Genomic DNA, 15,099 nt, shown 5'->3' on the forward strand with positions numbered 1-15,099 from the left:
GAGAAACGAAAGGTAAATCCACCTTCACTGTACTCTGCACTTTGTACTCTGTGCTCTGAATCAACTTCCAGTTTGTAGGGATAAATTTGGTATTGTTAATTTAAATATTTCAGCTTGTTTATCTATAATTAATCCATGATTCTTCCATCAGTTCCTATAATAACTTCTTTATACTGCACTATAACTCCCGCTTCAAGCATTGCTGCTTTAACCGCTGCTACAATTCCACCACAGCAAGGCACTTCCATTCTAACAACTGTAATGCTTTTAAGATCATTTATCTTAATTATTTCTGTAAGCTTTTCCTTATAATACTCAACATCATCAAGTTTAGGACATCCAATAAGAGTAATGTTTCCTTTTATAAATTCTTTATGAAAATTTGCATATGCATAAGCTGTACAATCTGCTGCCACAAGCAAACTTGCATTTTTTAAATATGGAGCCTTTGTGTTAATAAGCTTTAATTGAACTGGCCATTGAGATAATTCAGATTGAACATTATCATTATAGCTTATTACTTCCTTCATTTTATTAGAAATAACTTTTCTTTCAATTTTCTTAGCAGCACTTCCAGGGCATCCACATGGCATTTTATTTATGCTTTCTGCTTTTTTCTTTTCTTCCATTCTCTTTTTAACTAACTCATCATCATATTCTTTGCTTTCTCTTTCAATTATAGTTATAGCTCCGGTAGGACATTCTGGTAAACAATCTCCAAGACCATCACAATACTCATCGGATATAAGCTTAGCTTTTCCATCTGTAAGTTCAATTGCCCCTTCATGACATGCCTTTACGCATAACCCGCATCCATTGCATTTTCTTTCATCTATGTTTACTATCTTTCTTTTCATAATCATTCCTCCATAAATTTTCATTGTTTTTATGCTTAAATTATATTAAAATATATTAAAACTATCGGTAACATTAGTTACCTTATTCAATTTTTATGTATACCTAAAAACTTCAAATTTCATAAATATAAAAATAATAAGAGCGAAAGGAAATTTATCATGGATAACTTAATATTGAGTTCTTTAAAAAAATGTATATTATTTTCAAAATTTAATGATAATGAAATTGCTACTTGTCTATCCTCTATAGATTATTTAATTAAAAATTATTTTAAAAATGAAATGCCTGCTATAGAAGATGATATTTGCTCTAGCATAGGAATTGTATTAGCTGGAAATGTAGAAGTTCAAAAAATATATGAATCAGGAAAAAGTTTAACATTGGCATCGCTAAACTGCGGAAAAATATTTGGAGAAGTCATAATTTTTTCAAACAAAAACACGTATCCTTCAACAATAATAGCTTCTGAAAAAAGTGAAATAATGTTTATCCCTAAGGAATCTATATTGAAGTTATGTAGAGAAAATTCTATATTTCTTAATAATTTCATGACTCTTTTATCAAATAAAATACTTATGCTAAATAAAAAAGTAAAGACAATGTCCTATCAAACTATAAGGCAGAAATTAGCAAATTATATACTAGATGAGCATACTCTACAAAAAAACATAATGATAAAAATGGCTTATTCCAAAAAGCAGCTAGCTGAGCAGCTTGGAATCCCTAGACCATCTTTATCACGCGAATTAATTAACATGAAAAATGAACAGTTAATAGATTTTGACAAAAATACCATAAAGATTTTAAATATTAAAGGTCTTGAAGAACTGCTTTGGTCATAAAATCATATTCTTGATCCAACAGCATCATCAAGGTTTTCCTCTTTAATCTCCTTAATATCTTTATTAAATAAATTGAGTTTTTTAATATTATATGCAACAAAAACCATTGTTAAAGCCCATGCTATAAAATCAGCTATAGGACCTGATATCCATATTCCATCTAGCTTAAAGTAATGTGGAAGTATCAATAAAAGTGGAAGTAAAACTATTACTTGTCTTGATAGGCTCAAGAACATAGATATTTTAGCCTTACCAATAGCTTGAAAATAATTTGCACACACGCATTGACATCCAATAAGTGGAAGCATCATTAAAAATATAAATATCCCTCTTGATCCGATGTCTATTAATTTTACATCACTTGTATTAAAAATTCTTATTATTTGAACAGGGAATAAGTGTACTATAATAAACCCTACCGTTGCAATACATGTTCCAGCGGCAACTGCATATTTTAAGGCTTTCCTTACCCTATGAAAATTTTGTGCACCATAATTATATCCAATTATAGGCTGAGCCCCTTGATTTATGCCAAAAACAGGCATTAATATTAGCATGGCAATACTATTTATAAGTGAAAATGCACCTATTGCAAGATCTCCTCCATATTGAGAAAGGCTTTTATTAAAAGTAACTGTAATAAGACTCCCGGCAAGCTGCATAGCAAAAGGAGACATACCTATAGCTATTATTTCTCCTATAACTTTCTTATCTAATTTCATATTTTCTTTTTTAAGCTTTAACAAGCTTCTACCCTTTGTAAAGAATAAAAATATCCACAAAGAACAAACCGCTTGAGATACTATTGTTGCTAGCGCTGAACCTCTTACACCTAATTTAAATCCAAATATTAAAATAGGATTTATGGTAAAGTTTAGCACTGAACCTATAAGCATTGTTATCATTGCCATTTTAGGTTCACCTTCAGACCTCATTAACGGGTTCATTCCAAATCCTAAATTTTGAAGTATTACACCTAAGAGAAGTATAAACGAAAATTGTTTTGCATATGGCATTATCTCTGGACTTGCACCAAATGCTTTAAGTATTGGATCTAAAAAGACAATCCCTATAATAGTTATTAAAAGCGAAAATATAATGTTTAAAGTAAATACATTTCCTACTATTTTCTCTGCCTCATCCCTTTTTTTCTGCCCTAGCTTTATAGAAACAGCTGCTGCTCCACCTATTCCTGTTAACATTCCAAAAGCCATAAAAATATTTGATATAGGAAAAGTAACAGCTACCCCTGATAAAGCAAGTGAACCTACTCCTCTTCCAACAAATATTCTATCAACAATTGTATAAAGGGAATTTACAACCATACCTACAATAGACGGTATAGAAAATTTAATTAAAAGCTTTCCTACACTTTCATATTCTAATTCTTTAGAATTATCCATAATCATTCCTCCTTAATTGAATTTTTCATGCACAACTTTATTAGCTTCCTAACTACTTGTCCATAGAATAGAAATTGTTGTAAGCCTTTTTAAGCCATGATACAAAAATTACTTTTTCATCTTCAGTTAATCCGCTTGAAATAATGCTTTCAAGCCCTTTTATGATATCTGTAGATAACTTTTCAGCTTCAGTTCCCTTCTCAGTCAAATACAATCTTTTAACTCTTGCATCCTCAACATCTTGAATCCTCGTTATAAATTTTTTATCACAAAGAGTATCTACAAGTCCTGTTACAGATGCTGCTCTTAAATTTAATTTTTCTTGTATTTCCTTTTGGGTAATTCCATCTTTATTCCATATATTAAATAAAACCGAAATTTGCGATGAAGTCAAATTATATTTTGAAAGTTCTTTGTCATATATAACATTCATAATTCTAAATATTCTTCTAATCCAATACCCCGGATATTTGTCCATATCATGCATCATAAAAATTAGCCTCCTAACTATTTTTACCTAAGTATGATATCACTTTGTAAAGATAAATGCAACTATCTTCTTTTTATAAAGATAAATCAAACTTGAAATTTATTTGTACCAAAATTACGTAGACACGGAGGAATTTTTTCCTTGTACTGCTGTGAAAGTAAAATAATACTGCTGAAGAAACAATTTAAAAAAATTCCAATAAATTTTGGTAAAAAAATCATAAAATACCTAGATATTTTAATTTGCTTGGCCGATGGGAGTTATTAAAATATCTTAGGATTTTATGATTTTTTTACCTTAGATTTATAGAATTTTTTTAATGTTACAAAGCAGTATCACTTCACAATATTTTTATAAAACGTATTTGTATATCATCAAGAAATGGAGTACACTTCCTGCTATAACAAATAGATGAAATATCTCATGGAATCCAAAGTATCTCGAATTTTTTATAGGCCACTTTAAAGCATATACAATACCACCAAGGCTATATACTATACCGCCAGCTACCATAAGTACTATTCCAGGTACTGCCATTGCTTTGCTTATTGGTGAAAATGCAAATACAATTATCCATCCCATAGCTATATAAAATAAAGTATAAAGCCATCTTGGTGCACTGAACCAAAAAGCTTTAAAAAGTATTCCCAAAATTGCTATTGCCCAAATACCTACAAAAAGCATTTTCCCAGTTTTGCCATTCAACGTTACAAGACATACAGGGGTATATGTTCCTGCTATAAGAACAAATATCATCATATGATCTATTCTTCTCAATATCGCTGTTAATCTTTTAGAGATATTTATAAGATGATATGAAGCACTTGCTGAGTACAAAAAAATCAAACTCATTCCGAATATTATTGAAGAAACTAAACTTACATTGTTATCAGTAATAACTGACTGATGGATCATAAACGTAAGTGCAGCAACAGACAATAAAGCAGCAAACAGATGTGTTAATCCACTAACTGGATCTTTTAATTTTAACATAATATTTTTCACCTCTCATGTTGTTATACGTAGTTTCAAAAACTATGTATTATTATAATAATATAATATGCCGTTTACTGATTTAATTCAACACGTAAATTTTATTTTATATCATTATATTTTGTCACCTGTTCCGATTATATACAAATATCTAGAAAATAATAAAAATACATTTATATATTGAAACATAGTAATTAATGCTATATACTGTAGTGGGTGATAATATGTATGATGATATTCTAAAATTAGCTGATGAAATAGCAAACTATATTGAAATTAAAGATTATGAAATTCCTGATATAGATCTATATATGGATCAGGTAACATCTTTTATGAACAATAAACTTTCAGACTTTAAAAGGAACAATGATGATATAATTTTATCCAAAACGATGATAAATAATTACGCAAAAAATAAGGTAATACCGTCTCCAAATAAAAAAAAGTATAGTAAAAAACATATGATGATTCTTATATGGGTTTATCATCTTAAACAGACTTTATCTATAAATGATATTGGCAAACTGATGAATTTTATGACTGTAGATGAAAAAAACAGTATAAATTACACTGAAATATACAATAGTTTTTTGGATATACAGAATAAATCATCCAAAAACCTTAAAACAGATTTAGAAAAAATGTTTCAAACAATAGAAGGCACTAATTCAAACTTTGATTGTGATGAAAAACTTTTTTTGCTCGTGCTTGAACTTATCCTAAGCGCAAATATACAAAAAAGACTTGCTGAAAAAATTATTGATAATTGTTTTAATAACCAATAGTAATTAAAGTGTATTAATTCAATAAATTTTTATCAAAATTCTTTTAAATCATAGCTATAATATTGACATTTTTATTACATATGTATAAACTTTAAGTATTAATCGAATATCCACAATTAAATAACCTTATCAAGAGAGATGGAGGGACTGGCCCGATGAAATCTCAGCAACCAATATGTCACATTTGCATATATGGTGCTAATTCCACAGACTATTCTGAAAGATAAGGAGAAATTTTATATTTAAATTTTGTAATTTAAAAAATCTTCTTCTTATATTTTGAAGAAGATTTTATTTTTTAAGGAAGGTGTTTTTTAATGAGCTTAGAAAGTGTAAAAAATTTTTTTGTTGAGAGAGGACTAAAAGACCCTGTGTTTGAACTTGAGGATAGTGGTGCTACAGTTGAACTTGCTGCTAAAACCCTTCACATTGAACCTGAATTTGTAGCAAAAACCCTTGCTTTCAAATTGAAAGATAATACACCTATTTTAATTGTAACTCGCGGAGATGCTAAAGTTGACAATAAAAAATATAGAGATTTTTTTAAAACTAAAGCAAAAATGCTAGATCACAATGAAGTTTACGAAATAACTGGCCACCCAGTTGGAGGCGTTTGCCCTTTTGGCCTTAAAGCAGACATGAACATTTATCTTGATATTTCAATAAAAGATTTTCAATATGTGTATCCTGCTGCTGGTTCTCAGAACACAGCTTTAAAAATTTCACCACAGGATATACAAAACTTAACCAATGCTACTTGGGTTGACGTTTGTAAATTATAATATTAAATTTAACAAAGGAGAAGGATCTTATATGAATATAAATTGTAATGATATAGGCAATTTGCAACAAGACATAATAAATGATATTAATAATAAACAAGATTTATATATAAAAGTAAGCCACGACATACATGCAAATCCTCAAATAGGTAATGAAGAATATTTTGCTTCAGAACTTCTAGAAAATATTTTATTCAAAGAGGGATTCTCGTTAGAAAAATCACTTTTTGGTCATCCAACATCTTTTATTGCAAGAAAAAAATCCGCGAAATCTGGTCCAACAATAGGATTTCTTGCAGAATATGATGCCTTGCCTAAAATAGGCCATGCTTGTGGCCATAATATAATAGGAACTTCAAGTGTAGCTGCTGCTATTGCCATTTCAAACTTGATTAATAAAATTGGTGGAGAAATAGTAGTTCTTGGAACTCCAGCTGAAGAAGGTGGCATAAACGGAAGTGCAAAGGCAACCTTTGTTAAAAATGATGTATTTAAAGATATTGATACATGTCTTATAGTTCACCCATGGAATAAAAACTCTGTAACAGGTAAATGCCTTGCCCTAGACCCAATAGATTTTGAATTTTTCGGAAAATCTGCTCATGCCGCTGCGGCCCCAGAGGAAGGAATAAATGCATTAAATGCTGTAATTGAACTTTTTAACGGAATAAATGCATTAAGACAGCACTTAACAAATGATATTAAAATTCATGGAATAATAACAAATGGTGGTGATGCACCAAACATAGTTCCTGAATATGCAAAAGCTAAATTCTTTATTAGAGCTGAAACTAGAAAATCCTGCAATGAAACCACACAGAAAGTAATAAACATTGCAAAAGGAGCAGCTTTAATTACAGGTGCAAAACTAAAAACGACATTTTTTCAAAATCAAATTGATGATTTCCTAATAAATAGAACTCTTGATATGATTTTTGTGAAAAACGCAAAACTGATTGGGCTCAATATGGAAACTTCACTTGGATATGGTCTTGGCTCCACAGACGCAGGAAATGTAAGCTATGTCACTCCTACAATCCAGCCATATTTAAAAATTGGCAACAACAATTTAGCTCCTCATACAACGGAATTTTGTGATGCCGCTATCTCAAAAGAAGGTGACGAGGCACTTATAAATGCTGCAAAAATATTAGCACTTACTGCTCTTACATTAATTACAGATAAAGATAAGCTTAATGCAGTAAAAGAAGACTTTAAAAATAATGCGAAGTAACAATGCTTCGCTCCCACAGTAGTGCAAGGAAAAAATTCCTCCGTACCTACGGAATTTTGGGTATGAATCGTAAATATCAAGATTCATACTTATTTAGCTCATTATCCCCTTAAAGCAAGACTGAACATCATACTACGTACGTTTCTTATATAATTTTAGATTTACCTGACACAAGGAAGGTAAATCAACCTTCACTGTCCTCTGTACTTTGTACTCTAATTTAGTGTGGTAATCTCATTTATTTTCAGTCATAATTAATCAATGAAACTTTTAAATTTCTTATTCCCCCTCTTGGGTTTTCTACATCTCCTTTGTACCTTGGAATTACGTGTACATGAAGATGCCTAATAGTTTGACCTGCCGCATATCCATCATTAACACCTATATTATATCCCTGTGGACTATATTGCACATCCAGAATTTCCTTAACCTCATGAATAAGGCTAAATATAGCTTTTGCTTCATCTGGTGTAGCCTCGAACAGGCTTTCAAAATGCCTCTTAGCTATAATCAAAGTATGTCCTTCATTAACAGGATATTTATCAAGTATTGCAAAAGCATATTTATTTTCAGCTATATAATTTTCATTATCATAATTGCAAAAAATACATTCCATTTCTAATCTCCTAAAATAAGTTATTGACTAAGTTTCTCCCAATCTATGTATTTACTAAGTAATTCAATGCTTTTTTCAGCATACGTTTGTTCTAACTCAGTAAATCTAGCAGCTTCTTCGCTGTCTATATCAAGTACTCCATAAACTTTTCCATTTTTTATTATTGGAATTACAAGCTCTGAATTAGAAGCTGCATCACAAGCTATATGTCCTTTAAAGTTATGAACATTATCAATTCTCATAACTTTCCTCTCTCTTACTGCCGTACCACATACTCCATTACCAATTTTAATCCTAGTACATGCAGGCATACCTTGAAATGGCCCTAGAACAAGTTCTCCATTTCTAATAAAGTAAAAACCACACCAATTTATTCTTCCAATAATGGCATTTATAAGTGCAGTGGCATTTGAAATATTTGTTATAACATCCGATTCATCTTCAATAATAGATTTTAGCATGCTAAGCATCATATTGTACTTTTCTTCCGTCTTCATTCCATCAAATATTTTTATATCAAACATCAACAAAATCCTTCCTAATTTTTATATTAATTATTATAACACAACTTTAAATACTTAAAAATATAATATATAAAAAGGCAAATTATCCTTAACTGTGAATTGTACACTTATTTTTTATAAGTTAAATGTCATCAAAAAACTTTTTGCTAATTTTAATGTTTCAGGTAGTTTACCTATAAGCACAGATTATTTTGTAATTTTCATTATACCATTGATTTATCTTTTATCTAGTTTATGGTATAATTAGAAATATTGTTAATATTTTTTAATACTTCTATAAGCAAGGTGATTAACTTGATACCTGGGGTTACCAGTAAAATATTAGGAGACGATTTATATTACGAAGACGAAGAATTCACAAATGAATTGTTTAAAATAAATTTATTCAGAAATAAAGTAATATGCATTTTTTTTATATTACTTGAGCTCATTATTTTTCTAATTTATATTTTAACATCTGGTAAAGCTTTTCTTGGATTTATAAACTTAAAGCATATGTACTTCCATATTACCATGTTTATAGTATCGCCACTCTGGTTTTTTATATTTAAAAAAATAGAGTCCTATAAAACTATAAATAAAAAGATAACATCCATTTTGCAATTTATTTTCATAAGCTATATATTGTTTTGGAGTGGTGCTATATCAATACTTGACCAAGCATCAACTGGTCAAGTTACTGTATATTGCGTTGCTGCTATGGCAATGGCAATAATGCCTTATTTAAAACCAAAATGGTCTCTTGGAGTATATTTGTGTACTCACATAATATTTATTATCTGCTTATTTTTTTCTCAGAAATCTACGTTACTCCTTTTTATTAACATTTTTTATTCTTCCATATTCATTATTCTATCATGGGTAATATCAATAATATTGTTCAATAACAAACTCAATGATTTCAAGAATAGAAAATTAATTCAGAAAAAAAATATTGAATTAAGTAAAATAAATAGTGAACTTATTGAAATAAATTCAAATCTTGAAGAACTATCTTGTACAGACTGTCTAACTGGCATTGCTAATAGACGAAAATTTGATAATTTCATTAATTTTCAGTGGAACAAATGCAAAAAAAACTTAATACCTTTATCTGCAATAATGATTGACGTTGATTTTTTCAAACTTTTTAATGATAATTATGGTCATCAAACTGGTGATTATTGCTTAAAAAAAATTGGTGAAACTCTTTCTAGCAGCATAAATACAAGTTATGGAATAGTAGCAAGATACGGTGGTGAAGAATTTATAATTGTAATTGAAGGATTAACTAAAGAATTAGCTCTCATAGAAGCTGAAAAAATCAGAAAAAACATAGAAAATTTAAATATACCACATGATTTTTCACCAGTTTCAAATTATGTAACAATAAGCCTTGGTGTAAGTTCATTAATACCTTCAGATGATTCTTCAATAAAAACCCTTATAGAAAAAGCAGATGTGGCATTGTATGAAGCAAAAAAAAGGAATCGTAATAAAGCCATAATATATGAATAAAAATGTTAAGTAACAATGCTTCGCCACGTTAAAAAAATCCTATAAATCTAAGATTTATTAGAATTTTTTTAAATCGTTCCTTCAGCATTGTTACTTAACTTCCACAGTAGTGCAAGAAAAAAATTCCATTTAACTTTATTTATAAATATAATCTCTAGTCCATGGTATGTCATTAGTTATTCCTTTTGTAAATAAGAATTGGTGAATATCAATGTTGCCACAATTAAATGATGCAGCACATGCATTTAAATACATTCTCCACATTCTTATAAATGTCTCATCCTTAGTTTTTTCTATTTCAGGAAGTGCATTTTCAAAATTTCTCGTCCAATGTTCCAACGTTCTTCCATAATGCCTTCTTAGACTTTCAACATCAACAAGATAAAGTGAGTGTCCTGTTAAACTATCAATAATCTCTCTAACAGATTGAAGATAACCGCCAGGGAAAATATATTTATTAATCCAGCTATTTGTACCACCTTCTTTTACTCCCGTTATGCAGTGTAAAAGTGAAACACCACCTTTGTTAAGCATCTTGTCAACATCTGTAAAATATTCGTCTATACGTCCTTTACCAACATGCTCAACCATTCCAACACTTACAATTCTATCGAAAGTTCTATGTTTTATTTCTCTATAATCTTCTAAAATAACTTCAACCTTGCCTTCTAAACCTTCTCTTTTTATTCTCTCTTTATCGGCTTCATATTGTTCTTTACTTAAAGTTACTCCAACGGCATTTACATTATATTTTTTAGCGGCAGTTGTTATAAGTTCGCCCCAACCGCAGCCAATATCCAATAATGTTTGATTTTCCTTTAGGCACAATTTTTTCAGTATATGATCAACTTTATTTTTTTGGGCCTGCTCCAATGAATCATTTTCTGATTTAAAATATCCACAGGAATACGTCATAGTTTTATCTAGCCAAAGTTTATAAAAATCATTTCCTATATCATAGTGGTATCTTATATCATTTTTACTTTTCTTTATACTATTAGGTATGAACTTTATAAGTTTTTGATATTTTTCACCATTACTCATAAAGCTTTCTTTATTATTGTACAAAGATTCTATGACTTCTTGAATATTTCCATCTATATCAATTTTCTTTGTCATATATCCTTCACCCAATGTAAGAAATGGATCCGTTATTACGTCTCCTTTAGGTATCTCTTCGTTAAATAGTATTGTAAATTTGCTTTGCCCATCACCACAATGTTGAACTTCTCCATCCCAATACTTTATATCGCATGGATCAGAAAACAAATTCTTAAATAGTGTCTTATAAAATATCTTGTTAGTATTCATAATTTTCCTCCCTAATTAACTCATTTAATTTTATCAACCAACTTTCTCATATTATCTAAAGTATCTTTAAACAACTTTAAATCTTCATCACTAAGTTTCCACAATTTTTCTTCGAAAGATTTTCTTAAAGCCTCCTCATAAAATTGAAAAAATGCTTCACCTTTATCAGTTAATTTTATGTATATTACCCTCCTATCCTTTTCATCAAAAACTCTTTGAACGAAACCCATTTTCACCAACTTGTTGGTCCAACTTGTAACATTAGATTTAGGTGATGAAAGCGCCTTTCCAAGATCAGTTATGTTGATTTTTTTGTACCTTTTTACCATATAAATAACCTTTATATGAGCTACGGCTATCCCATTTTCTTTTAAAACTTTATCCCCAACGTTTAGAATTATCTTACTAAATACGGGCATAACTGAAAAAATGTCATCAAATAATTCGCAAATAAGATTTTTATTCATAGATATCCCCTAAATAAATATTGTTATAATATATAACTATTATACATTATAACAACATCCATAAAAAAATACCAGCATTAATGCTGGTATTTAAAGAGGAGGACTCTTTTAACATATTTTATCAATGTTTACCATTAACTTATTACGCCTTTATTATACAAAATATTTGTGTACTTAAAATTTAATTTATTAAAACATTTTGTAAACAAAGCTAAATATACTAAAGAAAGACAAATAATCAAGTACAAATGTGAACTTACTATAATGCCTACTTGTGATATTAATTGGAATGCCCTAAATCATTTACTGCATTTTTAATAGCTGCATTTATAAGCTCTTTTTTATTATCATCTATATTAATATTCATTTCCTTCAAAACGCTATAAACAACGCTCTCTGCTATTTCAGCTCTTCCGTCTTTAGAAATATCTCCTGCATGATAAAGTTGTTCAGCATCTCCAACTGCAATTTTAGCCCACTTTTCTATAATTTCAAGAATATTTACAGCTTTATTATTTGGTACTATCCCACTTATAACATCAATAGCCTTTCCAGAAACATCTACAACATTTTCTATATCCGATAAAACTGATTTTAAATCTACACCTTTGCTTTTAAGATATGGAAACAAGAAAATTATAGTTCCCAAAACTCCACCAAGCACTCCAAACAATACAGAAATAGCAACAATACTCTCATTTCCCATATTATCATCTCCTAAAATATATTTTATTTTAGAATATAAAAAAGGTGTCACCTTATCTATCTTAAGTATGACTAAAATCATATGTTGAAGTAAATACTAAAGAAAAGGCTGTTTTTTAAATAAGTATAGAAAGAGGTGAGTTTTATGAGTAGTGCAAAACTAACTCCTTATGAAAATCTTATGATTAAGGAAGTACTAAGTAATGAAGTAAACGAACTCAAAAAATTAACTACTTACATAGATATTTGTAAAGATGACAAACTCAATTTTTTCGTAGAAAAATGTATAGATTCAAAAAAGAATAATATTAAAGCAATACAAAACTTCTTGGGTAAATCGGAATAATTATTTTAGATATGGAGGAAAATATATGAGTTTATTTAATGAATCTCAAAAAAACAACAATTTAAAACTTGATGATAGAAGTATAACCTTTGATATGCTTAAAGATTCAAAATTTAATATAGTAACATTATCCAAAGCAACTTCTGAAACAATAAATCCACAATTACGTCAAATTATAGACACTCAATTATCAATGGCTATAAATCAAAGTCATGAGTTATGCGACATAGCTGTCAGTAAGAACTGGTTTGAAGCCTATGAAGATCCTGAACAGCAATTAAAAGATGATTTAAATGATTCAAAACGTATACTTGAGAGTGAATAATATTTTGTAAAATTAAATAAAATCCATAAATTTAAGTTTCTAAATCTTAAGCCTTTCAACATTTTATTTTCTTAAATTTATGGACTTTTCTAAATTAAATATTCTGCTATTTTATCAATTTTATTATTTCTTTTTTATAATCAAGTAATTCAGAAGAAAACAATCGTTTTTCCTTATCCTTTTTATAAAAGTCTAAGTCAATTCTTTTTTTTACAACACCCGGTTTTGAACCAAGAACATATATACTATCCGACAAAAATACAGCTTCTTCAATATCATGTGTAATAAAAAGTATTGTTCTTTCCACTGCCTTTTTCATATCTAAAATCCATTTTTGCAGGTTTTCTCTTGTTATAGAATCTAGAGCACCAAAAGGTTCATCAAGAAGCATTATTTCCTCTGAAGAAAGAAAAGTTCTAAGAAAGCTAGCTCTTTGTTTCATACCTCCAGAAAGCTCATAAGGATATTTATTTTCATATCCAGAAAGGCCCATCAATTCAATATATTTAGCTGCTTTACTTCTTGAGGATTTTTTATTCAAACCTTTTATATCAAGCGGAAGTACCACATTTTCCATAATAGTTTTCCAAGGAAGCAGCAGATCTTTTTGCTGCATATACCCTATGTCTCCAAACACTGAAATATTTCCGCTATCCATATTAGTTAATCCTGTTATTATATTGAACACTGTGCTTTTTCCACAGCCGCTTGGTCCAAGTATTGAAACAAATTCTCCTCTATTTACATCAATAGAAATATCCTTAAGTATAATATTATCATCAAAACTTTTTGTTATATTTTTAAGACTTATAACCTTATTATTTTGGCAAGAATTCGTTTGTGAATGCATCTTTTGAATTTAGCTCCTTTTTAATTAATCCTTTATCCTTTAAAAATTTTGCATATCTATCCCATACTTCTGCCTTTTCTACTCCCCATCTTGGTGCATCTGCAATGTAGTGAGTTGTCATATATTTTTGGCTTTCCACTGCCAATTTTTCATCTATTTCTGGAGCATATGAGCGAAGTATTTTTGCACTTTCTTCTGGATGTTTTATTGCATACTGATACCCTTCTTCAGTAGCTTTTAAGAATTTTCTTACCTTTTCAGGATTTTGTTTTATGATTTTATTATTAGTTATGAGTATTGGCGTATAGTAATCAAGTGCTGGATCTAAATCCTTAACAGCAATATAATCTAAATCAATTCCCTTAAGTTTTGCTTCAATTCCTGTCCAGCCTTCAAAAATCCATTCAAAATCTATATTTTTCTTTGTTGCCGCAAAAAAATCATCATTTCCTGCATTTACAATTTTAAGCTTACTAAAATTTGCTCCATTTTTCTCCATAACTGCTTTTATTACTGCCTGTTCTGATGGGGAACCCCAGCCTCCATATACTTTTCCTTCAACATCTTTAATAGTCTTTATATTTTTACTTTTTGGCGCTGCAAATCCTGAAGTATTATGTTCCATTAAAGTAGCAATGGATTTAACAGGAAGTGGTGAATCACCAGTAAGTGCATAAGTTACATCCTCCTGATAACTTACACCGAAATCTCCTTTTCCAGTGGCTATAAGTGTAGTAACTGCTGTATCCCCTGGCTGCTGAATTTTGACATCTAAACCCTCTGCCTTATAGTATCCCTTCTTTAATGCAACATACATGCCTGTATGGTTTGTATTCGGTGTCCAATCAAGTATAACTGTAGTTTTATTCAGTGCCTTATTTGCGCTCTCCTTTGTACCGCTAGTAGTACTACAACCTGAAAACATTACTGTGCTCATTACTAAAACTGTTACCAATGATATTATCTTATTTTTTTTCAATTTGAATCTCTCCCTTATATAGATAAACAAGCTGAAATATTTAAATTACCAATACCAAATTTATCCTTACAAACTGGAATTTGTTGAGCACT

The 15,099-nt window shown here is 29.5% G+C and carries 18 protein-coding genes and 1 riboswitch; of the genes, 7 read left to right on the forward strand and 11 right to left on the reverse strand.

What is annotated here, in order from left to right; genetic code table 11:
* Positions 1-128: 128 nt before the first annotated feature.
* On the reverse strand, positions 129-857 hold the full coding sequence (locus LQK79_RS19855; RefSeq protein ID WP_053242910.1) for an ATP-binding protein: 729 nt from the start codon (positions 855-857) through the stop codon (positions 129-131).
* Positions 858-1,016: 159 nt separating this feature from the next.
* Here LQK79_RS19855 and LQK79_RS19860 point away from each other — a divergent pair, with 159 nt between their 5' ends.
* Positions 1,017-1,700 (forward strand): Crp/Fnr family transcriptional regulator, encoded by a 684-nt coding sequence (locus LQK79_RS19860; RefSeq protein ID WP_231017622.1) that lies wholly within the window; start codon positions 1,017-1,019, stop codon positions 1,698-1,700.
* Between the two features lie 2 nt (positions 1,701-1,702).
* On the opposite strand, the gene LQK79_RS19865 is transcribed toward LQK79_RS19860, so the two are convergent.
* The 3 genes from LQK79_RS19865 to trhA all read right to left on the reverse strand — a co-directional run bounded on the left by LQK79_RS19865 (position 1,703) and on the right by trhA (position 4,589).
* Positions 1,703-3,103: an MATE family efflux transporter gene (locus tag LQK79_RS19865; protein WP_231017624.1), complete on the reverse strand. Its 1,401-nt coding sequence runs from the start codon at positions 3,101-3,103 to the stop codon at positions 1,703-1,705.
* Positions 3,104-3,155: 52 nt separating this feature from the next.
* Positions 3,156-3,593, reverse strand: a complete 438-nt coding sequence (locus LQK79_RS19870; protein WP_231017625.1) for a MarR family winged helix-turn-helix transcriptional regulator — start codon at positions 3,591-3,593, stop codon at positions 3,156-3,158.
* A gap of 351 nt (positions 3,594-3,944) precedes the next feature.
* Positions 3,945-4,589: a PAQR family membrane homeostasis protein TrhA gene (gene trhA, locus LQK79_RS19875; protein ID WP_157055824.1), complete on the reverse strand. Its 645-nt coding sequence runs from the start codon at positions 4,587-4,589 to the stop codon at positions 3,945-3,947.
* A gap of 221 nt (positions 4,590-4,810) precedes the next feature.
* Here trhA and LQK79_RS19880 point away from each other — a divergent pair, with 221 nt between their 5' ends.
* The 3 genes from LQK79_RS19880 to LQK79_RS19890 all read left to right on the forward strand — a co-directional run bounded on the left by LQK79_RS19880 (position 4,811) and on the right by LQK79_RS19890 (position 7,387).
* Positions 4,811-5,371: a DUF1836 domain-containing protein gene (locus LQK79_RS19880; RefSeq protein ID WP_231017627.1), complete on the forward strand. Its 561-nt coding sequence runs from the start codon at positions 4,811-4,813 to the stop codon at positions 5,369-5,371.
* Between the two features lie 123 nt (positions 5,372-5,494).
* Positions 5,495-5,601, forward strand: a riboswitch (SAM riboswitch).
* An 87-nt stretch (positions 5,602-5,688) separates the two neighbouring features.
* Positions 5,689-6,153 carry a YbaK/EbsC family protein gene (locus LQK79_RS19885; RefSeq protein ID WP_231017628.1) on the forward strand — a complete coding sequence of 155 codons (465 nt, stop codon included), beginning with the start codon at positions 5,689-5,691 and terminating at the stop codon, positions 6,151-6,153.
* 31 nt (positions 6,154-6,184) lie between these two features.
* Positions 6,185-7,387, forward strand: coding sequence for a M20 family metallopeptidase (locus LQK79_RS19890; RefSeq protein WP_231017630.1), 1,203 nt, complete (start codon positions 6,185-6,187; stop codon positions 7,385-7,387).
* A gap of 244 nt (positions 7,388-7,631) precedes the next feature.
* Here LQK79_RS19890 and LQK79_RS19895 read toward each other — a convergent pair whose 3' ends face one another.
* Positions 7,632-8,003, reverse strand: coding sequence for an HIT family protein (locus LQK79_RS19895; RefSeq protein WP_053242906.1), 372 nt, complete (start codon positions 8,001-8,003; stop codon positions 7,632-7,634).
* Between the two features lie 20 nt (positions 8,004-8,023).
* Positions 8,024-8,527 (reverse strand): GAF domain-containing protein, encoded by a 504-nt coding sequence (locus tag LQK79_RS19900; protein ID WP_053242905.1) that lies wholly within the window; start codon positions 8,525-8,527, stop codon positions 8,024-8,026.
* Positions 8,528-8,812: 285 nt separating this feature from the next.
* Between LQK79_RS19900 and LQK79_RS19905 the strand changes: the two genes are divergently transcribed.
* The gene (locus LQK79_RS19905) at positions 8,813-10,024 is read left to right on the forward strand and encodes a diguanylate cyclase (RefSeq protein ID WP_231017632.1); all 1,212 of its coding nucleotides are present in this window, start codon (positions 8,813-8,815) and stop codon (positions 10,022-10,024) included.
* A gap of 135 nt (positions 10,025-10,159) precedes the next feature.
* Here LQK79_RS19905 and LQK79_RS19910 read toward each other — a convergent pair whose 3' ends face one another.
* The 3 genes from LQK79_RS19910 to LQK79_RS19920 form a co-directional block, all read right to left on the reverse strand.
* A complete protein-coding gene (locus LQK79_RS19910) occupies positions 10,160-11,335 on the reverse strand; it encodes an SAM-dependent methyltransferase (protein WP_053242902.1) in 1,176 nt (391 codons plus the stop codon).
* A 20-nt stretch (positions 11,336-11,355) separates the two neighbouring features.
* Positions 11,356-11,802, reverse strand: a complete 447-nt coding sequence (locus LQK79_RS19915; RefSeq protein WP_053242901.1) for a MarR family winged helix-turn-helix transcriptional regulator — start codon at positions 11,800-11,802, stop codon at positions 11,356-11,358.
* A 280-nt stretch (positions 11,803-12,082) separates the two neighbouring features.
* On the reverse strand, positions 12,083-12,508 hold the full coding sequence (locus tag LQK79_RS19920; RefSeq protein WP_053242900.1) for a hypothetical protein: 426 nt from the start codon (positions 12,506-12,508) through the stop codon (positions 12,083-12,085).
* Positions 12,509-12,652: 144 nt separating this feature from the next.
* On the opposite strand from LQK79_RS19920, the gene LQK79_RS19925 reads away from it, so the two are divergent.
* Both LQK79_RS19925 and LQK79_RS19930 read left to right on the forward strand, forming a co-directional pair.
* On the forward strand, positions 12,653-12,853 hold the full coding sequence (locus tag LQK79_RS19925; protein WP_053242899.1) for a hypothetical protein: 201 nt from the start codon (positions 12,653-12,655) through the stop codon (positions 12,851-12,853).
* 25 nt (positions 12,854-12,878) lie between these two features.
* Positions 12,879-13,178 (forward strand): spore coat protein, encoded by a 300-nt coding sequence (locus LQK79_RS19930; protein ID WP_053242898.1) that lies wholly within the window; start codon positions 12,879-12,881, stop codon positions 13,176-13,178.
* 106 nt (positions 13,179-13,284) lie between these two features.
* Here the strand turns inward: LQK79_RS19930 and LQK79_RS19935 are convergent, their stop codons facing one another.
* Both LQK79_RS19935 and LQK79_RS19940 read right to left on the reverse strand, forming a co-directional pair.
* Positions 13,285-14,028, reverse strand: a complete 744-nt coding sequence (locus LQK79_RS19935) for an ABC transporter ATP-binding protein (protein WP_231017633.1) — start codon at positions 14,026-14,028, stop codon at positions 13,285-13,287.
* Positions 13,997-14,953 carry an ABC transporter substrate-binding protein gene (locus LQK79_RS19940; protein ID WP_407928543.1) on the reverse strand — a complete coding sequence of 319 codons (957 nt, stop codon included), beginning with the start codon at positions 14,951-14,953 and terminating at the stop codon, positions 13,997-13,999. The genes LQK79_RS19935 and LQK79_RS19940 overlap by 32 nt, the downstream gene beginning before the upstream one ends.
* Positions 14,954-15,099 lie beyond the last annotated feature (146 nt).

Source organism: Clostridium guangxiense (assembly GCF_021043395.1).
In the GTDB taxonomy this organism is placed as follows: domain Bacteria; phylum Bacillota; class Clostridia; order Clostridiales; family Clostridiaceae; genus Clostridium_S; species Clostridium_S guangxiense.

Bases quoted from the DNA above. Each gene is read 5' to 3' on its own strand.
- LQK79_RS19915 (WP_053242901.1), bottom strand. From the start codon at position 11,802: ATGAATAAAAATCTTATTTGCGAATTATTTGATGACATTTTTTCAGTT.
- LQK79_RS19890 (WP_231017630.1), top strand. From the start codon at position 6,185: ATGAATATAAATTGTAATGATATAGGCAATTTGCAACAAGACATAATA.
- LQK79_RS19880 (WP_231017627.1), top strand. From the start codon at position 4,811: ATGTATGATGATATTCTAAAATTAGCTGATGAAATAGCAAACTATATT.
- LQK79_RS19940 (WP_407928543.1), bottom strand. From the start codon at position 14,953: ATGTTTTCAGGTTGTAGTACTACTAGCGGTACAAAGGAGAGCGCAAAT.
- LQK79_RS19885 (WP_231017628.1), top strand. From the start codon at position 5,689: ATGAGCTTAGAAAGTGTAAAAAATTTTTTTGTTGAGAGAGGACTAAAA.
- LQK79_RS19930 (WP_053242898.1), top strand. From the start codon at position 12,879: ATGAGTTTATTTAATGAATCTCAAAAAAACAACAATTTAAAACTTGAT.
- LQK79_RS19910 (WP_053242902.1), bottom strand. From the start codon at position 11,335: ATGAATACTAACAAGATATTTTATAAGACACTATTTAAGAATTTGTTT.
- LQK79_RS19860 (WP_231017622.1), top strand. From the start codon at position 1,017: ATGGATAACTTAATATTGAGTTCTTTAAAAAAATGTATATTATTTTCA.
- LQK79_RS19920 (WP_053242900.1), bottom strand. From the start codon at position 12,508: ATGGGAAATGAGAGTATTGTTGCTATTTCTGTATTGTTTGGAGTGCTT.
- LQK79_RS19935 (WP_231017633.1), bottom strand. From the start codon at position 14,028: ATGCATTCACAAACGAATTCTTGCCAAAATAATAAGGTTATAAGTCTT.
- LQK79_RS19900 (WP_053242905.1), bottom strand. From the start codon at position 8,527: ATGTTTGATATAAAAATATTTGATGGAATGAAGACGGAAGAAAAGTAC.
- LQK79_RS19855 (WP_053242910.1), bottom strand. From the start codon at position 857: ATGAAAAGAAAGATAGTAAACATAGATGAAAGAAAATGCAATGGATGC.
- LQK79_RS19865 (WP_231017624.1), bottom strand. From the start codon at position 3,103: ATGGATAATTCTAAAGAATTAGAATATGAAAGTGTAGGAAAGCTTTTA.
- LQK79_RS19895 (WP_053242906.1), bottom strand. From the start codon at position 8,003: ATGGAATGTATTTTTTGCAATTATGATAATGAAAATTATATAGCTGAA.
- LQK79_RS19870 (WP_231017625.1), bottom strand. From the start codon at position 3,593: ATGATGCATGATATGGACAAATATCCGGGGTATTGGATTAGAAGAATA.
- LQK79_RS19925 (WP_053242899.1), top strand. From the start codon at position 12,653: ATGAGTAGTGCAAAACTAACTCCTTATGAAAATCTTATGATTAAGGAA.